Annotated in this window: 18 protein-coding genes; 10 read left to right on the forward strand and 8 right to left on the reverse strand. The window is 52.1% G+C overall.

Features of this window, described 5'->3' with window-relative positions:
- Positions 1-3: 3 nt before the first annotated feature.
- The 7 genes from PREMU_RS03170 to PREMU_RS03200 all read right to left on the reverse strand — a co-directional run bounded on the left by PREMU_RS03170 (position 4) and on the right by PREMU_RS03200 (position 7,573).
- Positions 4-1,227: a VapE domain-containing protein gene (locus tag PREMU_RS03170; protein ID WP_007573077.1), complete on the reverse strand. Its 1,224-nt coding sequence runs from the start codon at positions 1,225-1,227 to the stop codon at positions 4-6.
- A 206-nt stretch (positions 1,228-1,433) separates the two neighbouring features.
- The gene (locus PREMU_RS03175; RefSeq protein ID WP_007573079.1) at positions 1,434-2,471 is read right to left on the reverse strand and encodes a M28 family peptidase; all 1,038 of its coding nucleotides are present in this window, start codon (positions 2,469-2,471) and stop codon (positions 1,434-1,436) included.
- Complete coding sequence (locus tag PREMU_RS03180) at positions 2,468-4,363, reverse strand: fused gamma-glutamyl-gamma-aminobutyrate hydrolase/peptidase (protein WP_007573081.1); 1,896 nt, start codon at positions 4,361-4,363, stop codon at positions 2,468-2,470. Before PREMU_RS03180 ends, PREMU_RS03175 begins: the two co-directional genes overlap by 4 nt.
- A gap of 19 nt (positions 4,364-4,382) precedes the next feature.
- Positions 4,383-4,847, reverse strand: a complete 465-nt coding sequence (locus tag PREMU_RS03185; protein ID WP_007573083.1) for an Lrp/AsnC family transcriptional regulator — start codon at positions 4,845-4,847, stop codon at positions 4,383-4,385.
- A gap of 123 nt (positions 4,848-4,970) precedes the next feature.
- The gene (locus PREMU_RS03190; protein ID WP_007573085.1) at positions 4,971-5,993 is read right to left on the reverse strand and encodes a BamJ family beta-barrel-assembly machinery protein; all 1,023 of its coding nucleotides are present in this window, start codon (positions 5,991-5,993) and stop codon (positions 4,971-4,973) included.
- A gap of 3 nt (positions 5,994-5,996) precedes the next feature.
- The gene (locus tag PREMU_RS03195) at positions 5,997-6,875 is read right to left on the reverse strand and encodes a BamJ family beta-barrel-assembly machinery protein (protein ID WP_007573087.1); all 879 of its coding nucleotides are present in this window, start codon (positions 6,873-6,875) and stop codon (positions 5,997-5,999) included.
- Positions 6,876-6,991: 116 nt separating this feature from the next.
- Entirely contained in the window at positions 6,992-7,573 is a 582-nt protein-coding gene (locus PREMU_RS03200) for a BamJ family beta-barrel-assembly machinery protein (RefSeq protein WP_007573089.1), read from the reverse strand.
- Positions 7,574-7,678: 105 nt separating this feature from the next.
- On the opposite strand from PREMU_RS03200, the gene PREMU_RS03205 reads away from it, so the two are divergent.
- From PREMU_RS03205 to PREMU_RS03235, 7 genes are all read left to right on the forward strand, one after another.
- On the forward strand, positions 7,679-8,368 hold the full coding sequence (locus PREMU_RS03205; RefSeq protein ID WP_007573091.1) for an SIR2 family NAD-dependent protein deacylase: 690 nt from the start codon (positions 7,679-7,681) through the stop codon (positions 8,366-8,368).
- Positions 8,369-8,647: 279 nt separating this feature from the next.
- Positions 8,648-9,292 carry a hypothetical protein gene (locus PREMU_RS16045; RefSeq protein ID WP_007573092.1) on the forward strand — a complete coding sequence of 215 codons (645 nt, stop codon included), beginning with the start codon at positions 8,648-8,650 and terminating at the stop codon, positions 9,290-9,292.
- A gap of 241 nt (positions 9,293-9,533) precedes the next feature.
- Positions 9,534-11,045: an RNA polymerase factor sigma-54 gene (gene rpoN, locus PREMU_RS03215; RefSeq protein WP_007573093.1), complete on the forward strand. Its 1,512-nt coding sequence runs from the start codon at positions 9,534-9,536 to the stop codon at positions 11,043-11,045.
- A gap of 38 nt (positions 11,046-11,083) precedes the next feature.
- Positions 11,084-11,695: a phosphatase PAP2 family protein gene (locus PREMU_RS03220; RefSeq protein WP_007573094.1), complete on the forward strand. Its 612-nt coding sequence runs from the start codon at positions 11,084-11,086 to the stop codon at positions 11,693-11,695.
- Positions 11,696-11,782: 87 nt separating this feature from the next.
- A complete protein-coding gene (gene purE, locus PREMU_RS03225) occupies positions 11,783-12,289 on the forward strand; it encodes a 5-(carboxyamino)imidazole ribonucleotide mutase (protein ID WP_007573095.1) in 507 nt (168 codons plus the stop codon).
- On the forward strand, positions 12,290-14,149 hold the full coding sequence (locus PREMU_RS03230) for a 4-hydroxy-3-methylbut-2-en-1-yl diphosphate synthase (protein WP_007573096.1): 1,860 nt from the start codon (positions 12,290-12,292) through the stop codon (positions 14,147-14,149).
- Positions 14,150-15,094 carry a lysophospholipid acyltransferase family protein gene (locus PREMU_RS03235; protein ID WP_007573097.1) on the forward strand — a complete coding sequence of 315 codons (945 nt, stop codon included), beginning with the start codon at positions 14,150-14,152 and terminating at the stop codon, positions 15,092-15,094.
- Here PREMU_RS03235 and PREMU_RS03240 read toward each other — a convergent pair.
- Complete coding sequence (locus PREMU_RS03240) at positions 15,089-16,723, reverse strand: DUF6377 domain-containing protein (protein WP_156803945.1); 1,635 nt, start codon at positions 16,721-16,723, stop codon at positions 15,089-15,091. The two genes, PREMU_RS03235 and PREMU_RS03240, sit on opposite strands and share 6 nt — an antisense overlap.
- Positions 16,724-16,966: 243 nt before the next feature.
- On the opposite strand from PREMU_RS03240, the gene PREMU_RS03245 reads away from it, so the two are divergent.
- From PREMU_RS03245 to PREMU_RS03255, 3 genes are read left to right on the forward strand one after another with little or no spacing between them, the layout of a single operon-like run.
- The gene (locus tag PREMU_RS03245; protein WP_007573099.1) at positions 16,967-19,957 is read left to right on the forward strand and encodes a SusC/RagA family TonB-linked outer membrane protein; all 2,991 of its coding nucleotides are present in this window, start codon (positions 16,967-16,969) and stop codon (positions 19,955-19,957) included.
- Between the two features lie 21 nt (positions 19,958-19,978).
- Complete coding sequence (locus PREMU_RS03250) at positions 19,979-21,718, forward strand: RagB/SusD family nutrient uptake outer membrane protein (protein ID WP_007573100.1); 1,740 nt, start codon at positions 19,979-19,981, stop codon at positions 21,716-21,718.
- Between the two features lie 25 nt (positions 21,719-21,743).
- Positions 21,744-22,988, forward strand: coding sequence for a SusF/SusE family carbohydrate-binding protein (locus PREMU_RS03255; protein WP_007573101.1), 1,245 nt, complete (start codon positions 21,744-21,746; stop codon positions 22,986-22,988).
- Positions 22,989-22,992: the final 4 nt, after the last annotated feature.

A 22,992-nucleotide genomic window follows, 5' to 3' on the forward strand; every position in this document is an offset into this window, starting at 1 on the left:
TAATTACTTTTGCTTTACAAGATTTCCCAGTCCGGAGAGCAAAGCCTGTGCCAATGGATTATCCGTCATATCGTTTCGTTTCTCCTCCTGACTGTCCGCAAAGTCGAAGCGTCGGGGATCGCGTGGTATGATGCGATAGCACGACCGTCCGTGGATGCGGCTGCGCGTGAATCCGGCCTCCTGCAGAGCGAATCCAACATCCTGATTGACATGCTCGCCCGGCGTCCAGTAGGGATATTCCTGCATCAGTCGGTCGATGATGGTGTCGATATAGACAGCTTTCGCCTTCTGTCCTTTCGGCGGGTTGGCATAAAGCAGTCGCACCATCTTCACGAGGTTGTCGGCTTCTTCGAAAGGAGAGTTCTGTCCGGCCATGCGTTCACGCTCATCGTCAGTGAGAAGGAAGTCGGAACCGTCCTCTATCTCCTCGCGCAGCTGGGCGTAGAGCTGCTCATAGGGAATGGGTGAAAGGTCGATCCGATGACCTACCTCCACGCATGCGAGATGTGCGGCACCCGCGGCATCGGTCATAGGGTGCAGGTTTCCCGTAGTGGCGATGAAGCCTGCATACTGTCTGCGCGGCTCCTCCGTGGTGCCGTAAGGCCGGCGGAAGACCGGCGTAGAGCGGGAGAAGAGAAAGCGCACGAGAGGTTCCTGAAGCGTATTTTCCTGATAAAACTCGTCGATATTGACCAGCAGGTTGGTTGTCAGCAGTTCATAGACCTCTGCCGCAGCGCTGAGTTTGATCTTGTCGGTATAATACAGGCGCAGGGCAGGAGGCAGGATGAGGTTGCAGAACGACGTCTTGCCGTAGCCCCATTGCCCGACAAGCACCGGCACAATGATGTCTCGCTGCGGCACGTCCATGTCCATCCATCTGGCTACAGTCTGAAGCATCCACTTGTGAAAGCGGTCACCCCAGTCGGGGTTGGAGGTGACGATGCGCTGTGAGAGCTCAAACACGTGGTCTTCGCCATCCCATTGTGGCAGTGTGTCAAGCCATTCCCTGGCAGGATTCCACTGCTCGATGAGCGTGGAGCGGACGAAACGGTCGAGGGTCTCGGCAGTGAGGCTCACCCCCTTGCGCTCTGCTTCTAAGAGAATGGTGTTGCGGCCTTCCTTGGAGAGCCTGTGCCAACCCTCAGCGTCAGCATAGAGCAGCTCGCCCGTCAGCACGTTGCGACGCAACCTGTGCGTCCGCTCTAAATATGTTATGGCATCCGTCATCGCTGTTTATTGTCTTTACCGTTTGCAAAGATAAAAAGAAAAAACGAGAAACCTGACAACCCAATTGATGTTATCCATACAATTAAAAAATAAGCCCCGGCACGTGCAGGAGCATCGTCCGGCACGTACAGGAGCTACCTCCGGCACGTGCCGAACAATTCTCCGGCACGTGCCGAACGATGGAGAGGATAGTCAGTATGTGTCGCCTATTTCTCTGTATAAATCACTTGCACCATGGTTTGTCCGACGGCCTTGAGCACATTCTTGTCGATATTATCCATATTATCGGCGAGCGTGTGCCAGGTGGGTCCGAAGGAGCTCTGCTGGCAGGTGGGATAGTAGGGGATGATGTCGATACAGGGAATTTTGGCTGTCTGGTTTACGGGAATATGGTCGTCGGTGATCATGCCTCCGTCTTCATTGGGGAAGAAAGAGCCGTATCCGGCCTGCCTTGCCGCGCGCCACACCTTCTTCACGATGGCAGGAGCATACTGCATTGACATGCCTTCACGGTAGAACTGCGCGCCGGCGCCACCCACCATGTCAAGCAAAATGCCGTAGCAAGGCGCATAGCCATGAGGAATGTTCCCTGCCCAATACTGTGCACCAAGAGCAAAGGTAGATCCGTCGTCCTGCATGTTGCTCCACTGGGGCACCCCGTAGTCCTCGGCGTCGAAGCACACGAAGTCGATGCCCAACTGAGCGTTGGGTACCGGGTGTCGGGTGTCTTTCAACAACCGTGCCAGCTCCAGCATGACGGCTACACCACTTGCAGCGTCGTTGGCAGCAAGAATGGGCTTGTGCCAGTTGAGCGAGTCGGGATCGTTGTCAGCCCACGGGCGCGAGTCCCAATGGGCGCAGAGCACGATGCGTGTCGTGGCTTGCGGATGATACTGCGCAATGATGTTGGTGGAGTGGAGCATGGTGCCGTCCCAGCCTTTAAGGTCTGATCGTTGTAGCGTTACCTTGCAGCCATATTCCTTGAACTTATTTTCTATCCAGCTGAGGCACTTCTCATGGGCATCGCTGTTCATCGGTCGCGGCCCGAAATCGCACTGGGCCTTGGTGTAGATATAGGCGGAGTCGGCGTTGAAGACGGGCCCGACGGGCTGCACTTTCTCCACTTCCTCAGTCTCTTCCGTATTCTCTACATCTCGGTGTGCGAGAGGACCGTATGTGAAAAGCCACACGGCGGTGGCACAAACAATGGCTAACACGATGATGATAATGATTTTCTTTTTCATGATTGCTTTCTCTCCGATTGAACCTGTGCCATGACACGCAGCCAGTTACCACCCCATATCTTTGCGATGTCACGTTCTGAATATCGTCGCCGAAGGAGCTGGAGGGTGAAGTTGATGAGTTCTGAAGCATCGGCGCATCCACGCACAGTGCCGTCGCCGTCGAAGTCAGTGCCCACGCCTACGTGGTCTATGCCCATAATGTCGATGGCGTGTTCAAGATGGGCCATGACGTCGAGGATGGATGCCTCTGATGTGTCTTTGCGTAGAAATCCGTGGTAGAAGGTGGTGTGAGCCACGCCACCCTTGGCGGCCAAAGCGCGTAACTGGTCGTCGGTGAGGTTGCGCGGCACGTCGCAGAGGGCGCGGCAGTTGCTGTGTGAGCACACGATGGGTGTGCGGCTGATGGAGAGAGCGTCATAGAATGACTTCTCTGAGGCATGGCTCAAGTCCACCATGATGCCCTCATCGTTCATCCTTCGAATGACCTTTGCGCCGAACTCCGACACGCCGTTGTGCATCGCCGCGCCCCGATTGGAATCACAGATGTCGTTGTCGCCATTGTGGCACAGCGTGATGTAGACCACACCACGTTGTGCGAAATGGCGTACGTTGCCCAGGTCGTGATTGAGGGCGAGGCCGTTCTCAATGCCGAACATGATCGATTTCCGGCCTCTCCGCTTGTCCTCGTAGAGGTCGGCGGGTGTGCGCGCAATACTGATATAATCGCTGTTCTCATCGACGATCTGCTCTAATTTGTCGAAGATGAGGTCGGCATACTGTGTGGGGGACAGCTGTGCGGAGATGCCCTGCAGCTGCGGATTGTGCTTGATGATGCCGGCAATGTCCACTTTCTGCGAGAACTGCTCACCAATTTTTGGCTGGGGCAGATACGCAGCCATGATGACAGCGTCGTGTCGGCCGTCGGTCATCTTGTGCAGATCGTAGAGGATGCGTGGATCTCTTTGGTCGAAACGCACGCCTTGCGGAAAGAACATCGGTGTGTCGCAGTGGGTGTCGAGTGTCAGAATACGATTGTGGAGACGCTTGACCTCGCTGAACTCCCGCGCTTTGTCCACCAGCCAGCTGAAGAGTGGCAGGCCTTCGTCGCCGAGCCATTCCGGATGCCATTGCACGCCAAGGATGGACTTGTATTCATTGCTTTCGATGGCCTCAACGATGCCGTCGGGCGCTGTTGCTGACACGCGGAAGCGTGGACCAGGGCTGGAAACGGCCTGGTGGTGGAAGGAATTGACGACAGCAGAAGTCCCACTCCTACCTTCCTCAAGGGTGGCGGAGGCAGTGTCATCGGGTGCCGCGGTGTCAGATGAATAGATGGTTGAGAGGATGGTATTCGGCTCGATACTGATGGTATGGGTAGGCTCCCAGCGGTCGGCATCCTGTGAATGCTTGATGCGTGAAGTCCTGTTTGCGCCTTCGGCCAATACGGCAGAGCCGCTGTTGATGTCCTGACTAACCTTCCCTCCCAATGCGACGGCGAGTGTCTGAATGCCGCGGCAGATGCCAAGCATGGGTATCTGGCGGTTAAAAGCCAGACGCACGGTGAGCAGTTCAGCCTTGTCGCGTGTGGCATTGATAGTATGGAGCTGTGGTGACGGCTCCTCTTCACACCACAGAGGATTGATGTCACCGCCACCGCTGAGCAGCAGTCCGTCAATGTGATCAAGGGTGTTGATGATAGCGTTGGCGTTGGCGACGGGCGGGATGAGAAGTGGTGTGCCACCGGCGCGCACCACTTGCTCGTAGTATTTATCACGGAGAGCCGCGTCGCCGTTGGTGTAATTAGCAGTAATGCCAATCACCGGCTGGCGATTGGCTTCTGGGAAGGACGCATAGATGGCATTGGCATGCGCGTCCAAATCAAATGATTTCATGTTGTTGTTCGTCTACGTTCTACTCATCTACGTTGATGGGAATCTCCCGTTTGATGCTTTGCTCGAGAGAGATAAGCGTCTCTGTCGACACCACACCAGGAATGGTCTGCAGCTTATTGTTGAGCAAATCCATGAGCGCCTCGTTGTCTTTGGCGTAGCATTTGATGAGCATGGTGTAGGAGCCGGTGGTGAAATGGCATTCCACAATCTCCGGAATGTCGACGAGTCGCTTGACGACATCCTTGTACATGGAGCCCTTCTCAAGGTTGATGCCCACATAGGTGCAGGTGTGATAGCCCAGACTTAGGGGGTTGACATTGAAGCCACTGCCTGTAATAACACCGGCATCGATGAGGTGCTGCACCCGCTGATGAATGGCAGCACGCGACACACCGCACTCTGCCGCTACGTCCTTGAAAGGAATGCGGGCATTCTTTGAGAGGATAGAAAGGATTTTTTTATCAAGTTTGTCTATCTTTTCCATATTGTCTATTGATGCTCTTTGTTTTTAATGTTGGTAGCAAAAGTAGGTAATAAAAATGATATAAACAACAAAATGCACGGATATTTTTATATTATCCATGCATTTTGTTAATGTTCAGAAGATTTATTTCTTCTTTCCTGGTGCTTTCTTCTTTCCGGCAGACTTCTTGGCTTGCGGGGTGGCCTTACTGTCGGCGGCCTTTGTTTCTTCCGCTTTCGTGGCCTCCGGCACCTTGATGCCTACCAGTTCGACAGTGAAGATGAGCGTGGAGTAAGGCTTGATCTCACCCGCCTCACGTGCGCCATAGGCGAGGTTCTGCGGAATGTAGATCTCCCATTTGCTACCTACGTTCATCGAGGTGAGGGCTTCTGTCCAACCCTTGATGACCTGATCGCAACGGAAAGAGTCCGTCTTTTTGCCGCCGTGGTTCTTGGTAGCGTCGAACACCTTTCCGTCAATGGTCTTGCCTTCATACACGACCTCCACCTCATCAGTGGCTTTCGGCTTGGGCCCATTGCCCTCACGCAGTACCTTGTATTGCAGTCCTGAGGGCAGTGTGATGACTCCAGGCTTCGTCTTGTTGCTGGCCAGCCACTCCTCATTCTCTTTTTTGAAGATGCGATTACGGGTCTCACGTGCCTCTTTCGACTTGTCTTCGAAGCGCTTGCGCGCCTTATCCATCTTGAAAACAGCCGTATCTTGTCTGACGCCGGCGATGAATCCCTCGTAGAAAGGTGCCGTAGCGATGCTGTCGTCGGTACCTGTCAGGTCACGGCTCATGTTGGGTAGAATCTGCCCTGTAGCCTGTGTAGCGATGGTACTGCCGGCGATATAAGCTGCGAAAGCGGGGTCTTTGGCCTTGGCTGCAGCCTCACGGAAACCGCGGACGAAGTCGGCGATATGGGCGGTATCCACATTCATGCGTTGAGTGAGATACTGTAGTAAGCCCTCCGTGGCGGCATAGCCAGCCGCGTAGCTGGTGGAATCAGACGAGGTGGTCAGTTTCACGGGCTGCCCGTTGCAGCAGGCATGCCCCATGCATTCTTTCTTGTTTTCCTTCTTGTATTCCTTTTTCTTGTCGCCTGCTGCCATGGTACTGACAGTCACGGCAAGTAAGAGGGATACGAACAATAAGACTTTTTTCATGGTTTATTTACCAACTTTTACTAACTCAATCTTAAAGATCAGCACTGAGTAAGGCTTGATCTTTCCGGCCTGACGATCCTTGTAGGCGAGCTGTTGGGGAATGTACACTTCCCACACGGAGCCCTCAGGCATGCGGGTCAGAGCCTGTGTCCATCCGGGAATCATCTGCGAAGGCACCATGGTTACAGGTCCGTTGCCGTTCTTATAGCTGCTCTCAAAGACCTGCCCGTCGATGGTACGGCCCTCATATTGCACCTTCACCGTCGTGGTGTCTGTGGGGATAGCGCCCTTGCCTTCCTTTATAACCTTATACTGAAGTCCCGAGGGGAGAGTCACTACTCCGGGCTTCTTCTTGTTGGCTGCAAGCCACTTCTCGCCTGCTGCCTTGTTGGAGCCGAACTGTTTCGACATGGTAGCGTTCTTGATCTGCTCCATCTTGCTTTGCGCAATCTGGTTGGCACTCTCAGGTGTCATGATGCCCTTCTTGCCTGTAGCTCCCGTGATGAATCCGGCAAGCAGGTTCTTCAAGGAGATGGTCTTGGTGCTGTCGTCGCCGAACACCTCATGATTCACGCCCTTGACAAGCTGGGTAGAGAGCTGCTGACCGACCTGCAGGCCCATGATGTAAGCCGCTTTCTTCTTGTCGTCGCCGGCGTTGACACCCTCGTTGATACCCTTTACAAACTCGTCCATATAGGTGGTGTCGATGACCTGCCCCTGCTGGATAGCCTGATGTACATACTGCGACTGCAGCAGTCCGATGGCGTAGCTCATGGAGTCAATGTCGGTCTTGAGGTCAGCACGGGGAGCTGACGAGTTGCCGCAGGCTGAGAAAGCCAAGGCAGCGGTGGCCATGACGGCCAGTGTTTTCATTGTTTTCATTGTTGATATTCTGTTTATGTCTTGATTTTTATTGATGATCTTCAACCCGTTGTTTACCGTTGGGAATCCGCATCTATTACAGAAAGGCGGCTCCAGAAACGTTCATGAGGAAAGAATTACTTCACCTTGATCAGTTCCACATCAAAGATGAGGGCAGCGTAAGGCGGAATGGACTGTCCGGCTCCCTGCTCTCCATATGCGAGGTTGTAGGGGATGAAGAATCGGTATTTAGCCCCTTCCTGCATGAGTTGCAGACCTTCTGTCCAGCCCTTGATGACTTGATTGAGACCAAAGGTGGCTGTCTCGCCACGGCGATAGCTCGAATCGAAGACCTGTCCGTTGACGAGTGTGCCTTCGTAGTGGCACTCCACCTGGTCGGTAGCCGACGGCTTACGCCCGTTTCCCTCGCGCAACACCTCATACTGCAAGCCTGAAGGCAGGGTCTTCACACCTGGTTTCTTGGCGTTCTCGGCCAGGAAACTCTCTCCTTCGGCCTTAGCGGCCTTGGCCTGCCCTTCCGTTTTCTGCTGGAAGAAGGTCTGCACAGCGGTCTGAGCCTCCATGTCGGTGAGTTGAGCCTTGCCTGCGAAGACATCGGTGATGGCTCCAGCGAAATCGCTGACGTTAAGGTCGGTGGCGTTCATTTGCTGTAACTGGTGCCCGATGCTCATGCCAAGGGCGTAGCTTACTTTATCCATTTTCTTTTCTGATTTCTTATTAAATATTAATAGTCGCACAAAGTTACGCTTTTTTGGTAGCATAATCGTATTATTTTAGTATTTTTGTGGAAAATATTACGTTGTATGAAAAAGAAGGTAGTGTTTTTGACAGGAGCTGGCATGTCGGTGGAGAGCGGTTTCAAGACTTTCCGCGGCAACGATGGATTGTGGGAGAATTATCCAGTGGAGCAGATCGCGAGCCATGAAGGGTGGGAGCGTGATCCCCGCCTCGTCACTGAGTTTTACAACAGGCTGCGCCGTAAGCTGTGGGACGCTCAGCCCTGCGAAGGCCACCGACTCATTGCGGAGATGGAGAAGGACTATGACGTGACGGTGCTCACCCAAAACGTGGACAACCTGCACGAGAAAGCCGGATCGACCCGCGTCATCCATCTGCACGGCGAGTTGACAAAAGCGTGCTCAAGCAATGATCCTTACGATCCGCGTTATATCCAGCAGCTCACACCTGACAACAGCGATGTTGAGCCCGGTACCAAAGCAGGCGATGGATCGCTGCTTCGCCCGTTTATCGTCTTCTTCGGTGAGAGCGTACCCATGCTGGAGCCTGCCGCGGAAGCAGCGTCCCACGCCGATATTTTCGTTATCATTGGTACGTCGCTTGTGGTCTATCCCGCCGCCGGACTTATGCAATTCGTGCCTCGGGATTCGCCGGTCTACCTCATCGATCCCAATCCTGTAGCGGCCGGAGGCCATGTGACACAGATTCAGAAGGGTGCCTCGGAGGGCATGAAAGAGTTGCTGAAAAGGATCTGACCTTATCCCTATAGGCAGCAGACGTTTTTTTTCTGCAGAATACTCGCTTCCCCTTTACGCCGTAGACGCGTTGCCTTTACGCCGTAGACGCGTTGCCTTTACGCCGTAGACGCGTTGCCTTTACACCGTAGACGCGTTGCCTTTACGCCGTAGACGCGTTGCCTTTACAGCGTAAAGAGAAACCGATGTCTTCCGGTTTTATAATAATATCCTATTGAGAGACCTTGTATCTCCCGTTTTTTTATTAATTTTGTGGCATTATATTGAAAGGGCATGCTTATGGTACGACGGGAAGAATGGCACGATGAATACTGGCTGTTGCTTATACAACTTTATCTCAGGCAACCGCAGGGTGTGAAGCATCTCTACAGCCGGCAGTTGGTCGGCGTGGCGACGGAGCTGCACATTCATCCTACGCAGATCCACCAGCGCATGTTCAAACTGCGGCAGATTGACACACCGCGTCTGCAACGGTTGTGGGATGTGTATGCGGGAAACCCTCGGAAACTGAAACGGGGCATCAAGCTGCTGCGGCAGATGAACGGCTTCGGCAGCGCCGGCGCATTCTATGCGGGCGTGGAGGTGAACGAGTCGTGGGAGAAAGACTTCAGACCCATCGGCATCGGTACGCTCACACCGGTGAAGCTCATCATGATCCTTGATCTCTATTTCCGCCTCACGCCCATTACGATGGTTGAGGACACGCCGGAAATCAAGGACTTGTCCAAACTCTTGAAAGAGAGTACACGCCAAGTCGTGAACGTGATGGACGTTTTCCTGGTGTGCGACCCGTATATCGGCCAAAGCCGCTCCACCGACTCTCCTCTCCTTGAGGCCTGTACGGATGTATGGAATCGGTTCGGCAACAAGGACCCTGAAGAACTCGCTGCCTTGGCGGCACAGTTGAAGGAATATTTCAAATAGTTGAGGGGTTCAGAGGTGCAGTCAATACATCAACCCATCATATGGGTCGACAACTCAGATGAAAAACACGGATAGACAATATAGACACGGATAGACAATATAGACACTAATAGAGAAAATAGACTGAATAGAGAAAATAGACTGAATAGAAGAGATGTATAGATCACAATATAGACCAATCATGTAATGACGGGTCTTCAGGGCTCCAGTTTTCAGCACTTCTCTTTCATCAATCATCATCATGGCACAGAAACTCATACAGACTCAGACACAACAGCAGGTACAGCAGCAGCGGCTCTCGCAACAGCAGATGTTGCAAGTGAAGCTCTTAGAAATGCCGTTGGCGGAGCTGGAGCAGAACATCAGCGCAGAACTTGACGATAACCCCGCGTTGGAAGAGACGCGCGACGACGAACCTATGGAGATGGAACCAGCTAACAGCGAAGACTCCTCGGACGGTGCTGACGACGATTCTTTTGAGGAGAAAACCGAGCGCGAAGAGCGTGAGGAGGCTCTCGACAATGCACTGGAAGACCTTGGCGGCGACGACGAGATGCCGGAGCCGATGCACGGCTCCTCGCGGGCTAATCCTGATGCCGACTATGAGGAGACCGTATGGGGCGACACCACCTCTTTTTACGATAAGCTCAAAGAACAGATGGGAGAAACGGAGCTCACAGAAGAGCAACAGCAGATCATGGAGTATCTCATCGGGTCGCTCGACGGCGACGGACTGCTCAGGAAGAGCCTCGACGACATCTGTGACGAGCTGGCCATCTACCATGGTGTTGACGTGCCGGTGAAGGAGATAGAGCGGGTGCTGCGCATCCTGCAGACCTTCGACCCTGCGGGTATCGGTGCCCGATCCCTACAGGAGTGTCTGCTGCTGCAGATAGCACGCAAGCCGGAGGGCAGGATCAGGACGCTGATGAAGGAGGTTGTCAGCAATCATTACGATGAGTTCATCAAGAAACACTGGGACAAAATCGCACAGTCAATGGGTCTCACTGATGATCAGGCTGCCGCTGTTCATAACGAGATAAAGAAGCTCAACCCCAAGCCGGGGGCCGCGCTTAGTGAGACCGAGGGCCGGAGCCTGCAGCAGATCACTCCAGACTTTATCGTCGATACCGACGATGACGGTAACGTCTCTTTCTCCATCAATGAGGGACGCCTACCTGACCTTAAGATATCACCGTCGTTCACTGAGATGGTCGATACCTACCGCACCAATAAGCAGAACATGAACCGTAAGGAGAAGGAGGCGCTGCTCTATGCCAAGGAAAAGGTGGACAAGGCTCAAGGCTATATCGACGCTGTCAGGCAGCGACGTCACACACTCTATGTCACGATGAAAGCCATTATCAACTGGCAGAAGAAATTCTTTCAGAATGGCGATGAAGCCGACCTTAAGCCGATGATTCTCAAAGACATTGCCGAGAGGACAGGACTGGATATCTCCACCATCTCGCGCGTGAGCAACATGAAATACGCGCAGACCCGCTGGGGCACCTTTCCGCTGAGATTCTTCTTCACCGACGGCTACGTGACCAAGGATGGCGAGGAGATGTCAACACGAAAGATTAAACTCGCGCTGAAAGACCTTATCGACAACGAGGACAAGCATAAGCCGCTAAGCGACGACGTCCTCGCACGCGAGATGAAAAAGAAAGGATTCCCCATAGCCAGGCGCACGGTGGCTAAATATCGCGAACAGCTTGGGCTGGCCGTGGCGAGGCTCAGAAGAAGTTAGGGGAGCCGGTAGTTAGTAGTTAAGTTGAGTTATAGAGAATGCGAGAAAAAGACATTATCATAGCGGCACGGGTGGTCAGCATGGTGTTCACGCCTTTCTATCTGCCCTTGGGGGGGCTGTTGGCACTGTTCGTTTTCAGCTACATGAACTTGATGCCGTTCGCTTACAAGAGCATGGTATTGCTGATGGTATATCTCTTCACCATCCTTCTGCCATCGCTCCTGATTCATGCCTACCGTAATTATCAGGGATGGTCACGATGGCAGTTAGGCAAACGGGAGAGCCGTATGGTGCCTTACATCATCGCCATCTTGTGCTACACGTTGTGCTATTTCATAATGAGTTATCTGCACATACCGCAGTTCATGGCCAACATCCTTGTGGCTGCGCTGCTCATTCAAGTGGTGTGTGCCATAGTCAATGTGTGGTGGAAGATTTCCACGCACACCGCAGCCATAGGTGGATTTGAGGGTGCGCTGGTGGCGTTTTCCATCCTCTTTGCCTTCAATCCGCTGTGGTGGTTTTGTGTCATCCTCTTTATTTCAGGCGTGGTGGGCACCAGCCGCATGATTCTGAGGCAGCACTCCCTCTCACAGGTCGTCATTGGCTTTCTCGTAGGAGCCGTGATCGGCTTCTGGGCGATCATCTGACACGAATGGTAAAAATACAATTCGTTTCCGTTCAGTGCTGCGCAGCCCGCTCAGAGTAATGACAAACCTTATAAAATATCATAGATTATGAAGCCGTTAGTAAGTATTATCATGGGTTCCACAAGCGACCTTCCTGTCATGGAGAAAGCTTGCAAATGGCTTGAGGAACGGGAGATTCCCTTCGAGATGAATGCCCTCTCTGCCCATCGCACACCCGATGCCGTGGAGCGGTTTGCCAAAGGTGCCAGGGCCCGTGGCGTGAAGGTCATCATTGCCGGAGCCGGCATGGCAGCAGCTTTGCCGGGTGTCATTGCCGCTTCGACGCCACTGCCCGTCATCGGTGTGCCTATCAAAGGCATGCTGGATGGTCTTGACGCCATGCTTTCCATCATCCAGATGCCGCCGGGCATACCCGTAGCTACGGTAGGTGTGAACGGTGCGCAGAATGCTGCCATCCTTGCTGCAGAGATGATAGCCTTGGGGGATGAGGCCATCGCTGCAAAGGTAGACGCTTGGAAAGCCGGACTTGGAAAGAAAATAGAGAAGGCTAACGCAGAGCTGGTCGCTATCAAGGATTATAAATTTAAGTGCTGAATGGATTTGTTCAACTATCATCGGCGTGAGACATCAGTCGTACACGTTGGCCAGATCGACATGGGCGGCGATAACCCCGTGCGTATCCAGTCGATGACGACAACAAGCACTGACGACACCGAGGGCAGCATCACCCAGGCTGAACGTATCATCAAGGCGGGAGGAGAGCTCGTACGCCTGACCACGCAAGGCATCAGGGAGGCTGAGAACCTAAAGAACATCAGTGCCGGACTAAGGCACGATGGCTTTGCCACACCATTGGTGGCCGACGTGCATTTCAATCCGCGCGTAGCTGACGTAGCGGCGCTCTATGCAGAGAAGGTTCGCATCAATCCCGGCAACTATGTAGACCCCGCGCGAAAGTTTATCAAGCACGAGTACACCGATGAAGAATATGCTGAGGAACTCAAGAAAATAGAGGAGCGTCTTGTACCCTTCCTCGACATCTGCAAGGAGCACCACACTGCCATCCGCATCGGCGTGAACCACGGTTCGCTCTCTGACCGCATCCGTAACCGCTATGGTGACACACCCGAGGGCATCGTGGAGAGCTGTATGGAGTTCTTGCGTATCTGCAAGAAACACGACTTCAACAACGTTGTCATCTCCATCAAGTCGAGCAACACCGTTGTCATGGTACGCTCGGTGCGCCTGCTTGTAGAAACCATGGAAAGGGAGGATATGCACCATCCTCTTCATCTCGGCGTGACCGAGGCCGGTGAGGGCGAAGACGGACGTATCAAGAGTGCCGTGGGTATCGGCGCGTTGTTAGCCGACGGCATCGGAGACACCATCCGTGTCTCGTTGACAGAGGAACCCGAAGCAGAGATACCCGTAGCCCGCCATTTGGTAGATTATATTGGCCATAAAGCGGGACATCAGCTCATCCCCGCTGAGACCTATGGCGGTTTCGATTGGCTCAGGCCGGAGCGCCGATACACAAAGGTCGTGGAAAATATTGGTGGTCAATGTGTGCCGGTAGTCATTGCCAGCAAGAACAAGACTGTTGCCGCTGAGGAAAATCGTGACTCCAAGGCCGACTACATCTATCTCGGTCCACAGCTCCCCAAGGAGAGGGTGAAAGGTCAGAGATATATCGTCGACTATCAGTGCTATACCGAGGCTGCGGACAAATCGCAGCTCTACCCCATCTTCCCTGTCACCGCCATGCCACTCATCGGTATGGCTGAGACAAAACTGAAGTTCCTCGTCCTACAGTTTGGCACGCCGGCAGAAGAATATCTTGCTTGTCTGAAGGCGCATCCTGAGATCGTCGTGGTCTGCATGAGCAATCACCAGAACCGGCTCGGGGCGCAGCGTGCACTCGTCCACGAAATGATGGTCGCAGGTGTGGAGAATCCCGTAGTCTTTGCACAGATGTATCGGTTGAACGATAAAGAGGAGTTTCAGTTGGAATCGGCAGCTGATATGGGCGCACTGATGATGGACGGACTCTGTGACGGCATCTGGCTCATGAACGACGGCAACGTCGCCGAGGCTGACATTGAGGACACAGCCTTCGGCATTCTGCAGGCAGGACGGTTGCGGACGTCGAAAACCGAGTATATCAGCTGTCCGGGATGCGGCCGCACACTCTATGATCTGCGCGACACCATCCGCCGTATCCATGAGGCCACAAAAGACATGAAAGGCCTGAAGATAGGCATCATGGGCTGTATTGTAAACGGCCCCGGTGAAATGGCCGATGCCGACTATGGCTATGTAGGCGCCGGACCGGGCAAGATCTCGCTCTACAAGGGAAAGGAATGCGTGGAGCATAACATCCCGGAATGTGAGGCCGTGGAGCATCTGCTCAAGCTCATCAAAGACGACCGTTCAGATGATTCAAACCATCAATAAATGACAAAACTCGTTTATTATCTTCTCTATGCCATCAGCATCCTGCCGTTCAGGATGCTGTATACCATTTCTGATATGATTATGCCGCTACTCTATTATATAATAAGGTATAGGCGCGACGTAGTCAGGCGAAACCTTACATCGGTCTTTCCTGAGAAATCGACAAAAGAGATCAAAAGCATCGAGAAGAAATTCTACCATTGGTTTTGCGACTATTTCCTGGAGGCCATCAAGCTGTTGAGCATCAGCGATGAAGAGCTTAACCGCCGCCTGCGGGTCAAGAATCCCGAGGTGCACGAGCAATGGTTCGTCAATGGCAGAAACACAGCAGGCTTTCTCGGACATTACTGCAACTGGGAGTGGCTCTCACGTGTGGGCAAGGACATGAATCCTGAGCGTCGCCTCTGTCTCATCTATGATCCACTGCACAGCCGTGTCATCAACTACGTGTTCCTTCGTCTGCGCACCTATGCGCCGACAGGTGTGCCCACTCCGAAGAAAGACATCCTGCGGCAGCTCGTAGGCTGGAGACGCGAAGGACGGATGAGCCTGTCCGGATATATTGCTGACCAGGCACCCAAATGGGAGAATATCCATCTGTGGCTGCCTTTCCTCAACCATGCGGAGACGCCGGTATTCACAGGTGCCGAGCGCATCGTGAGAAAGATGAACGATGTCATTTTTTACGTGAAGATGACGCGTCCGCGCCGCGGCTATTACGATGTAGAATACATACCCATCACCGACGACCCCGCCAGCCTGCCCGAAGGAGAGGTCACACGCCGCTTCTTCCGGATGCTGGAGCAGTCGGTGCGCAAAGCCCCCGAATACTATCTGTGGACGCACAACCGCTGGAAACGCACCAAGGAGGAGTTTGACCGCCGGTTTACAGTGATTAATGGAAAGGTTGTTGCCAAGAAGCAAATACAGGGAATTATGCTATAGGCACAGGTTTCTGACGTCATCCTCAAAAGTCTCCTTGTTGAGGGCCTTTGCTTTTAAAGCCGACCGATAGTTGTAGATAGTGCGTGGCGTGCAGAAAAGCAGGTTGGCAATTTCGCCGCTATCTTTTACACCCAGACGTATAAGGGCAAAGATGCGCAGCTCTGTTGACATATTGCCCGATTTCAGTTGTATGGCACTGTCGGAGGAGAGTAGGTGGTTGAGTTCCTCAATGAATGTAGGATACAAGTCAAGAAAAGCCTTGTCAAAGCCATTGAGGAATGTCACTGCATCCTCGTCTGATAGCCTGGAAGATGAAAATGCACTTAGCAGATCGTTGATTTGATTGACCTTAATCTTCCTGTATACAAACTTCTGATAACTGTTTAGCCTGTCAATGTATTTTGAGCAAAGATCAATATACAGTTTTGCAAGGTTCTCACGCTTGTGATTAACATCTATGAGGTTTTCGTTGTGCTCGGTAAGTTTGGTATTCAGTGACTGCAACTCATCATTAAGACCAACTAACTGCTTGTTCTGCTTAGCTATCTCTTTCCTCCGTTTGGTCAGCAGACCGTTCTGCCTGATAATGAATGCCGTAGCGACAACAAGAGCAAGAAACAGAAAGAAACTTCCACCGAGCGCCCAGAGGAGCTTGGTATTCTGTCCGTTAATTTTGTCTTTGAACCTTGATACGATGACCGGCAGCTTGTCGGTACTGCTGATGATGCGCAGCCTATTATTGTAGAACTTAGCATCCTCTATTGACACAGAGATATACCTCTCTGCACGTTTGATGTCGCCATTTGTGGTGAACAGCCAGTCAGCGACAGTATAGAGCGAGAGATTTTCTTTCACAGGGGTCATGATATCAGTGATGGCCGTACGGATCATATACGACTCAAACTTGTCGTATTGTTTTAAGAAGTTGTAACAGCAGGCGGCAGCAAAGCATGCAGTGGAATAGAGACGGGTGTTCTCTGGCTCCGATTCCAACACCTTATTATAATAGTACAGCGCTTTGATATGGCTTCCGACAATGTACATCTCATATTCTCCTTTGAGATAATTATAGTCGTTGGGATGGTCTTTGGCGACACTAAGTGTACGGCGGAGATATTCCTTCTTCTTTGCCCAATAAACGGCACGGTACTCGCTGTCGTTGGTATAGTCACTCCAGTATGTATAGAGCCAATAGAGCGTGAGGTTGTACTCGTAGGTCAGACTTTTAATGACGGGTCTGGCGTCCAGCTTATTCAGCAGACCGAAAGCTTCACTATAAAGCCCTGCAGCAGAGAGAAGTGAAGCCTTATGAATAAGATTGAGCTGGGTGTAATAAGAGTTGTGTGCCTCTTCTGCCAGTCTTAGTCCTTTTTTGACATAGACCATCGCCGAGTCGAAACGAAAATAATGGTATTCGTTGAAAATGTCATCGTAGAGCCTTAGCCGTTTCATAGGATCTACGGTAACGGGGAGTATCTTCTTTATTTGCTCAATGCGTTGCTCCTTTTCTTTCGTGTAATTAGCGCGATTGGCTACTACACTGTCGAGCCGTGCATAAAGCTGGGAGTTGCCGGCATAAACGTCTATGACGGTCATGTACATCAAGGCCAGAAATAGTAAATATTTCATTTTCATCTTTCCTATACTTTTATTTCACAAAGTTACGTAAAATATAATTAATTCCTCAATGTACTTTGGATTATTTTTAATTATATGATATATAATTGATTATCAAACAATTAAACTTTATTTTGTGATCTTCTCATGTACTTCTTATGTACTTCTCATGACAAGGTATCATAAAGCTCACTATCTTTGCAAAGAATTCTAAAAACAGTGACAATATAAATACAATCAACTAATATTTTTAGCATGAGACCAAAAGAAAGAAATGATTTCAAGTGTCGGTTTGTGCTTTTAGCCTTACTGATGTTTGTGGAACTTGCTGCATTTGCCCAGCAAGTGAAAGTGTCGGGTACCGTGACCGACCCTGGTGGTGAGCCTCTGATTGGCGTAACAGTCAGGATTGCCAATGCCGGAAAAGATGTGGCTGGCAGCATCACCGATATGGATGGTAAGTACACTATCAGCGTACCTGCTTCTTCCTCGCTGATTTTCTCGTATATTGGCTTTGAGAGCACCACTCAGGTAGTAGGCGGACGTACGACAATCAACGTGACTCTCCATGAGAAGAACGATGTCCTCAATGAGGTTGTCGTCATCGGTTATGGTACGATGGACAAGAAAGAGTTGACCTCCGCCATCTCTCATGTCTCCTCCAAAGACTTTACACAGGTAGCCAGTGTCGACCCGTCGATGATGATCCAGGGCAAGGTACCGGGCGTGAGCATCACCAACACGGGTGCCGGCGACCCAAACAATCAGGCGAGCATCCAGATCCGTGGCGTGTCATCGCGTGCTGCCGGTTTAGGTCCTCTCATTGTCATCGACGGTGTGCCGGGTGGTAACCTCACCAATATCAATCCTAATGATATTGCTTCGTTCGATATTCTGAAAGACGGTGCCGCCTCTGCTATCTATGGTACCCGTGGCTCTAACGGCGTCATCCTCGTGACGACGAAGAAGGGCGCGCGCGACGGTGCCATCCATACATCTTATAATGGTACGGTGTCGTTCGATGTCATCAAGAAAGAACTCGACATGCTCAGTGCCGACGAGTACCGTGCCAACCGCATCGCTTCCGGTTCAGGTTATGATCTCGGCGGATCTACCGACTGGCTTGACGAGGTGAGCCGCGTCGGCGTCCGAACCCAGCACACGCTGACCTTAAGCGGTGGCAACAGCAAGAGCAACTATCGTGCTTCTATCGACTACCGTAATGCAGAGGGTATCGACCGTTACTCCGGACGTAAGGAATATGGTGGGCGCGCTTCCATCAACCATACCACGAAGAGCGGACTGTTGACCTTCGGGCTCAACATCGCTCCGCGTATCGCTTACCGCAGGAAAGCCTCCTGGGATGTCTTCCGCAATGCCATAGAGGCCAATCCTACCACTCCTATCATGAATCCGCAAAATCCTGCGCAGTATTATAACTTCAAGGGACAGGCGGCCGGCTATAACCCGGTGGAACTCGAGAACCTTGACAAGAACACAGGTACGACGAAGCTCCTCGACTGGGATGCTTCGGCCAAGCTCAACCTCTTCCCCTTGTTGCTTAAGAACCCGGGCAAGCAGATGCTCACTACACAGCTGACCTTTGCCGACCATCAATACGACAACTACAACCAATTCTTCCGGCCATCGACAAGTACGTTGGCTATCAATGCCGGACGCAGCGGCGAGGCATCACAAGACTACTCCAAATCTTCAATGCAGAGTGTGGAATGGATTACCAACTACAGCAACTCCTTCGGTAATCATAATGTCAAGCTCATGTTGGGCTACTCCTATGAGTACAACAAATACTCTGGCTTGAACGCCAACAACAAGGACTTTCCTAACGATGCCCTTGAGGATAACAACCTCGGTTCAGGAACCTACGCCAAGGACAAGGGCGAAGTCGACATGGGATCGTACATGAACGACAACAAGCTCATTGCTTTCTTCGGTCGTGTAAGCTATGACTGGAAGGGCCGTTACATGCTGACAGCTTCTCTGCGCCATGAGGGTTCCTCTAAGTTCGGTGCCAATCACAAGTGGGGCAACTTCCCTGCCGTCTCTGTGGGTTGGCGTATCTCTGATGAACCATTTATGAAAGAAATGAAGAGCTGGCTCGCCGACCTGAAGCTACGTGCCGACTACGGTGTGACAGGTAACCAGGATTTCGACAGCTACAAGTCGCTCAACACCATGCAGGGCTTCGGTTATTATATGTACAACGGTAAGTTCTATCAGGTATGGGGTCCTGGTAAAAACGTCAACCCTGACCTTCACTGGGAGAAGGGCAAGAACTGGAACATCGGTCTGGACTGGACGCTGTTCCAGGGCAGGCTCTACGGTTCGTTCAACTACTACAACCGCAAGCAGCAAGATCTCCTTGGCGACTACAATGTCTCAGTGCCTCCTTATTTGTTCACCACAACCTTCGTCAACGTAGGTACCATGCGTAACAACGGTTTTGAGTTCGACATCACATGGAACGCCATCAAGACCAAGAACTTCAGCTATACGCTGAACGTCATCGGAGCAACCATGGCCAACAAATTTGTGAGCTTCAGTAACAATCAGTTTGTAGGCCAGGACTATTATGATGTCGTCAGCCCTGAGGATCCTTATCCTTTCCATACCTTGCAGCGCATTGAGAAAGGCAAGCGCATCGGTAACTTCTATATGCTGAAATATGCCGGTGTGGACCCACAGGGCCGCTGGGTGGTCTATGACAAGAACGGTGACAAGGTTCTCGCCGACAATGCTACCGACGATGACCGTCAGTATGTGGGCAATGGCCTGCCTAAGTTCACCGGTTCTATGACTCACACCTTCCGTTATAAGAATATCGACCTCTCGCTGTTCTTCCAGACAGCCCTTGGCTTCGACATCTTCAATATCCATGATTTCTACTATGGCACGAAGAACTTTCAGGGCAATGTCATGGACAAGGCATACAGCAAGAACAAGATCATCTCTCAGAACCCTATCGTGTGCGACTACTTCCTCGAGCCGGGCGATTATCTCAAGCTCTCTTCTGTGAACATCGGTTACACGCTGCCGCTGAAGAGCAAGTTTATCGAGTCGCTCCGCATCTATGCTGTGGGCAGCAACCTCTTCACCTGGACACAGTTTTCGGGTGTCGATCCTTCCACCTATCAGGTCAATGGTCTTAATCCAGGAGCCACGGGTTCACGTTCTTATTATCCGTCAACACGCCAGTTTATGCTTGGCATGCAGGTTGATTTCTAAACAAACAATCATTACAAGACTATGAATAAGCTATTTAGATATGCTGCCATGCTCATGATGCCGGCAGCACTGCTGACGGTCACCGGCTGTACTGATCTCGATGAGACGCTCTACGATCAGGTGGCATCACAGAACTACTATAATACCAAGGATGACGTCATCCGTGCCGTTTTTCGGCCTTTCGAGCATGGTTTCTGGAGCATCCAGAGCCGTATGGTGCTCAATGAGGAGACCGCCGACCAGCTCATCACTCCTACGCGTGAGGACTGGTGGGACGATGGTGGCCGCTGGGCCCGTCTGCACCGTCACAAGTGGCTAACGACTAACGGTGAGGCACAGAGTGCCTACAACGGCTGCTTCCAAGGCATCGGTCAGGCCAACATGGTCATCGAGGACCTTGACAAGCTCTCCGCTTCTAAGTTCGGATTCACCGAGGCAGAGTTCAACAACCTGAAGGCGCAGAACCGTGTCCTGCGTGCCTGGTTCTACCTTACGCTTCTTGACGAGTTCCGTAACGTACCATTCTCTGAGAGCTTCTATGATCAGTCGAAGAACACCATGAGCCAGGTAGAGCCGAAGAAGATTTACGACTTCATCGAGTCAGAGTTGAAGGCTGCCATCCCCGAGCTGGTGAAAAAGAGCAGTCTCGGCGGTAATGAAAATCTTCAAGGACAGTGGACACAGGCTGGTGCTGCCGCCCTCTTGACCCGTCTCTATCTCAATGCCAAGGTCTATGTCGGTGAGGATCATTTCGCTGACTGTGAGAAAGTGGCTCAAGACATCGTCGACGGTAAGTACGGCACTTACAAAGTCGCAGACCGCTGGGACGCTGCCTTCGACTGGAACAACGAGACCTGCGACGAGGTCATCTTCGCTTTCCCGGCTTCTGCCTCTGAGTCTCACTGGCACTATAAAGGTGACACCTACTGGTGGTCAGTACCATCGAAAGCCAACGACTGGCTCCACGACACCAAGAGCAAGGAGGGTAGCCACAACATCAAATACTCTTGCTCACCGAGCTACAAACCTAACGGCGAGAAATACAACTATGAGCTGGGTATGCCTGTCTCCCGCTTCAAGGATTATCCTTCTGATGTCCGCCTGAAGAAATACACCAACCTTGGCAACAACAAGCGTGAGGGTATGTTCGTCTATGGCAAGATTCAGTATACCGATGACAATGGCAACACACAGTACCTGAAAGACCACAACGGCAAGTACACCCTTGACATACGTGATGCTGTAGGCAAGTTCGGTGCTACTGACGGCGACAAGTGGCTGGCTAAGTCAGAGAGCCGTCTTGAGGACGGTGACGACAACTCCGGATGGATGTTTGCCAAGTATCCGCTCTATTCTGACGACGAGGATGGTCAACTTGAGGCCGACTACTGTGAGATCCGTCTGCCGGAGGTCATCTACAGCCTCGCAGAGTGTAAGCTGCGTGAGGGCAAGACCGAAGAGGCTGCCAAGCTTCTCAACAGCGTCCGTAAGCGCAACTATCCTTCATCCGACTGGAGCACGGTGCTCTATGCTCCTGAGGGTTCTGCCAAGCTCGACATGAGAGAGATGCTCAATGAGTGGGGCCGTGAGTTCTTCGCTGAGAGCCGCCGCCGTATCGACCTCATCCGCTTTGGCAAGTTCACCAGCAACTGGTGGGACAAAGATGCTGACGCTGACAACCACACGCTCGTCTTCCCGTTCCATCCTGACATTCTCGGTTCTAACAGAAGCCTGAAGCAGAATCCAGGATATGACAATTGATGGTCAACCTTAAACAGAAAAAACAATGAAAAAGATAACAAGAATAACAAGATATGTACTATGTGCCTTGGTGATGCTTCTTGCCACATTTACCTTCCAGTCATGCGACGACGCCAAGGATACCGTTCTCATCACCGAGGAGCTCCCGCTCAAGGTTGACCATCTCTATATGGTGGGCGATGCCACGCCGACAGGCTGGAGTATCGATAACCCCACAGAGCTGACACGTGATGAGAACGACAAGTTTGTCTTCACCTATCACGGCAAGCTCAACGCCGGTGAGATGAAGTTCCCGCTCACGAAAGGTGCAGGCTGGGATGTGACCTTTATCTATGCTCCCGCCTCAGGCACGGAGATCAGTGACAAAGGTGTTGCCAGCGACAAGATAGACGTGCGCAAGGGTGGCGATGACAACAAGTGGAAAGTCACGGTTGCCGGTATTTATACCCTGACGCTCAACCTCCGCGACCGTACCATCAACGCCGTGTACGAAGGCGAGGAGCCTCCTACGCCTATCGCCACCGAGTGGTTGTCGTTTATCGGCGATGCCACACCGTGGGGCTGGGACAACAATGTGCTTGCCTCAAAGGTGGAGGATGGCAGTGCCAAGTTCAAGAAGACTTCCGACAAACCGCTACAGTTCACCTATGATGGTCATCTCAATGCCGGTGAGTTCAAGCTGGCTTACGACAAGACCGATATCCCCGGCTGGAACAATTATATCCAGGCACCGGAGGCAGGCGTCACCATCAGCCACGAAGGCGTGTCCAAGAAAGGCATGGCAATCGGCGGCAGCGACAATAAATGGAAGGTCACGGAGGCTGGCACCTACAAGCTCGTCTTCGACATGACCAATCTCACCATCACAGTGGCTTCATTCACCGCCGACCCCGTGCAGCCTGCAAAGAATCCGTGGACTACGGAGACGCTCTATATCCTCGGTTCTGCTGCCAAGGGATGGACCATCAGCGAAGCACTGGCCCTCACGAAGACCGGCGACCAGCTCTTCGTCTATGAGGGACAGCTCAACGAGGGAACCTTCAAGCTCATGGCTACCAACGAGGGCGGATTCGGCACAGACGACAAGGACTGGTTCTATGCTCCCGCCAAAGACACTGCCATCAACACTGACGACAAGACATCAACAGACGTGGTCTACGGTACGGGTACAGCCGCCGATAACCAATGGAAAATCAGCAAGGCTGGAAAGTACAAGCTCACGCTTGACATGAAAGCCCACACTCTCAAGGCTGAATACATAGGAGAATAACCAA

This window comes from Hallella multisaccharivorax DSM 17128 (assembly GCF_000218235.1).
GTDB classification, from domain to species: Bacteria; Bacteroidota; Bacteroidia; order Bacteroidales; family Bacteroidaceae; genus Prevotella; species Prevotella multisaccharivorax.

Excerpts from the sequence above, each read along its gene's own strand:
- PREMU_RS03170 (WP_007573077.1), bottom strand. The coding sequence starts at position 1,227 with ATGACGGATGCCATAACATATTTAGAGCGGACGCACAGGTTGCGTCGC.
- PREMU_RS03175 (WP_007573079.1), bottom strand. The coding sequence starts at position 2,471 with ATGAAAAAGAAAATCATTATCATCATCGTGTTAGCCATTGTTTGTGCC.
- PREMU_RS03180 (WP_007573081.1), bottom strand. The coding sequence starts at position 4,363 with ATGAAATCATTTGATTTGGACGCGCATGCCAATGCCATCTATGCGTCC.
- PREMU_RS03185 (WP_007573083.1), bottom strand. The coding sequence starts at position 4,847 with ATGGAAAAGATAGACAAACTTGATAAAAAAATCCTTTCTATCCTCTCA.
- PREMU_RS03190 (WP_007573085.1), bottom strand. The coding sequence starts at position 5,993 with ATGAAAAAAGTCTTATTGTTCGTATCCCTCTTACTTGCCGTGACTGTC.
- PREMU_RS03195 (WP_007573087.1), bottom strand. The coding sequence starts at position 6,875 with ATGAAAACAATGAAAACACTGGCCGTCATGGCCACCGCTGCCTTGGCT.
- PREMU_RS03200 (WP_007573089.1), bottom strand. The coding sequence starts at position 7,573 with ATGGATAAAGTAAGCTACGCCCTTGGCATGAGCATCGGGCACCAGTTA.
- PREMU_RS03205 (WP_007573091.1), top strand. The coding sequence starts at position 7,679 with ATGAAAAAGAAGGTAGTGTTTTTGACAGGAGCTGGCATGTCGGTGGAG.
- PREMU_RS16045 (WP_007573092.1), top strand. The coding sequence starts at position 8,648 with ATGGTACGACGGGAAGAATGGCACGATGAATACTGGCTGTTGCTTATA.
- rpoN (WP_007573093.1), top strand. The coding sequence starts at position 9,534 with ATGGCACAGAAACTCATACAGACTCAGACACAACAGCAGGTACAGCAG.
- PREMU_RS03220 (WP_007573094.1), top strand. The coding sequence starts at position 11,084 with ATGCGAGAAAAAGACATTATCATAGCGGCACGGGTGGTCAGCATGGTG.
- purE (WP_007573095.1), top strand. The coding sequence starts at position 11,783 with ATGAAGCCGTTAGTAAGTATTATCATGGGTTCCACAAGCGACCTTCCT.
- PREMU_RS03230 (WP_007573096.1), top strand. The coding sequence starts at position 12,290 with ATGGATTTGTTCAACTATCATCGGCGTGAGACATCAGTCGTACACGTT.
- PREMU_RS03235 (WP_007573097.1), top strand. The coding sequence starts at position 14,150 with ATGACAAAACTCGTTTATTATCTTCTCTATGCCATCAGCATCCTGCCG.
- PREMU_RS03240 (WP_156803945.1), bottom strand. The coding sequence starts at position 16,723 with ATGAAATATTTACTATTTCTGGCCTTGATGTACATGACCGTCATAGAC.
- PREMU_RS03245 (WP_007573099.1), top strand. The coding sequence starts at position 16,967 with ATGAGACCAAAAGAAAGAAATGATTTCAAGTGTCGGTTTGTGCTTTTA.
- PREMU_RS03250 (WP_007573100.1), top strand. The coding sequence starts at position 19,979 with ATGAATAAGCTATTTAGATATGCTGCCATGCTCATGATGCCGGCAGCA.
- PREMU_RS03255 (WP_007573101.1), top strand. The coding sequence starts at position 21,744 with ATGAAAAAGATAACAAGAATAACAAGATATGTACTATGTGCCTTGGTG.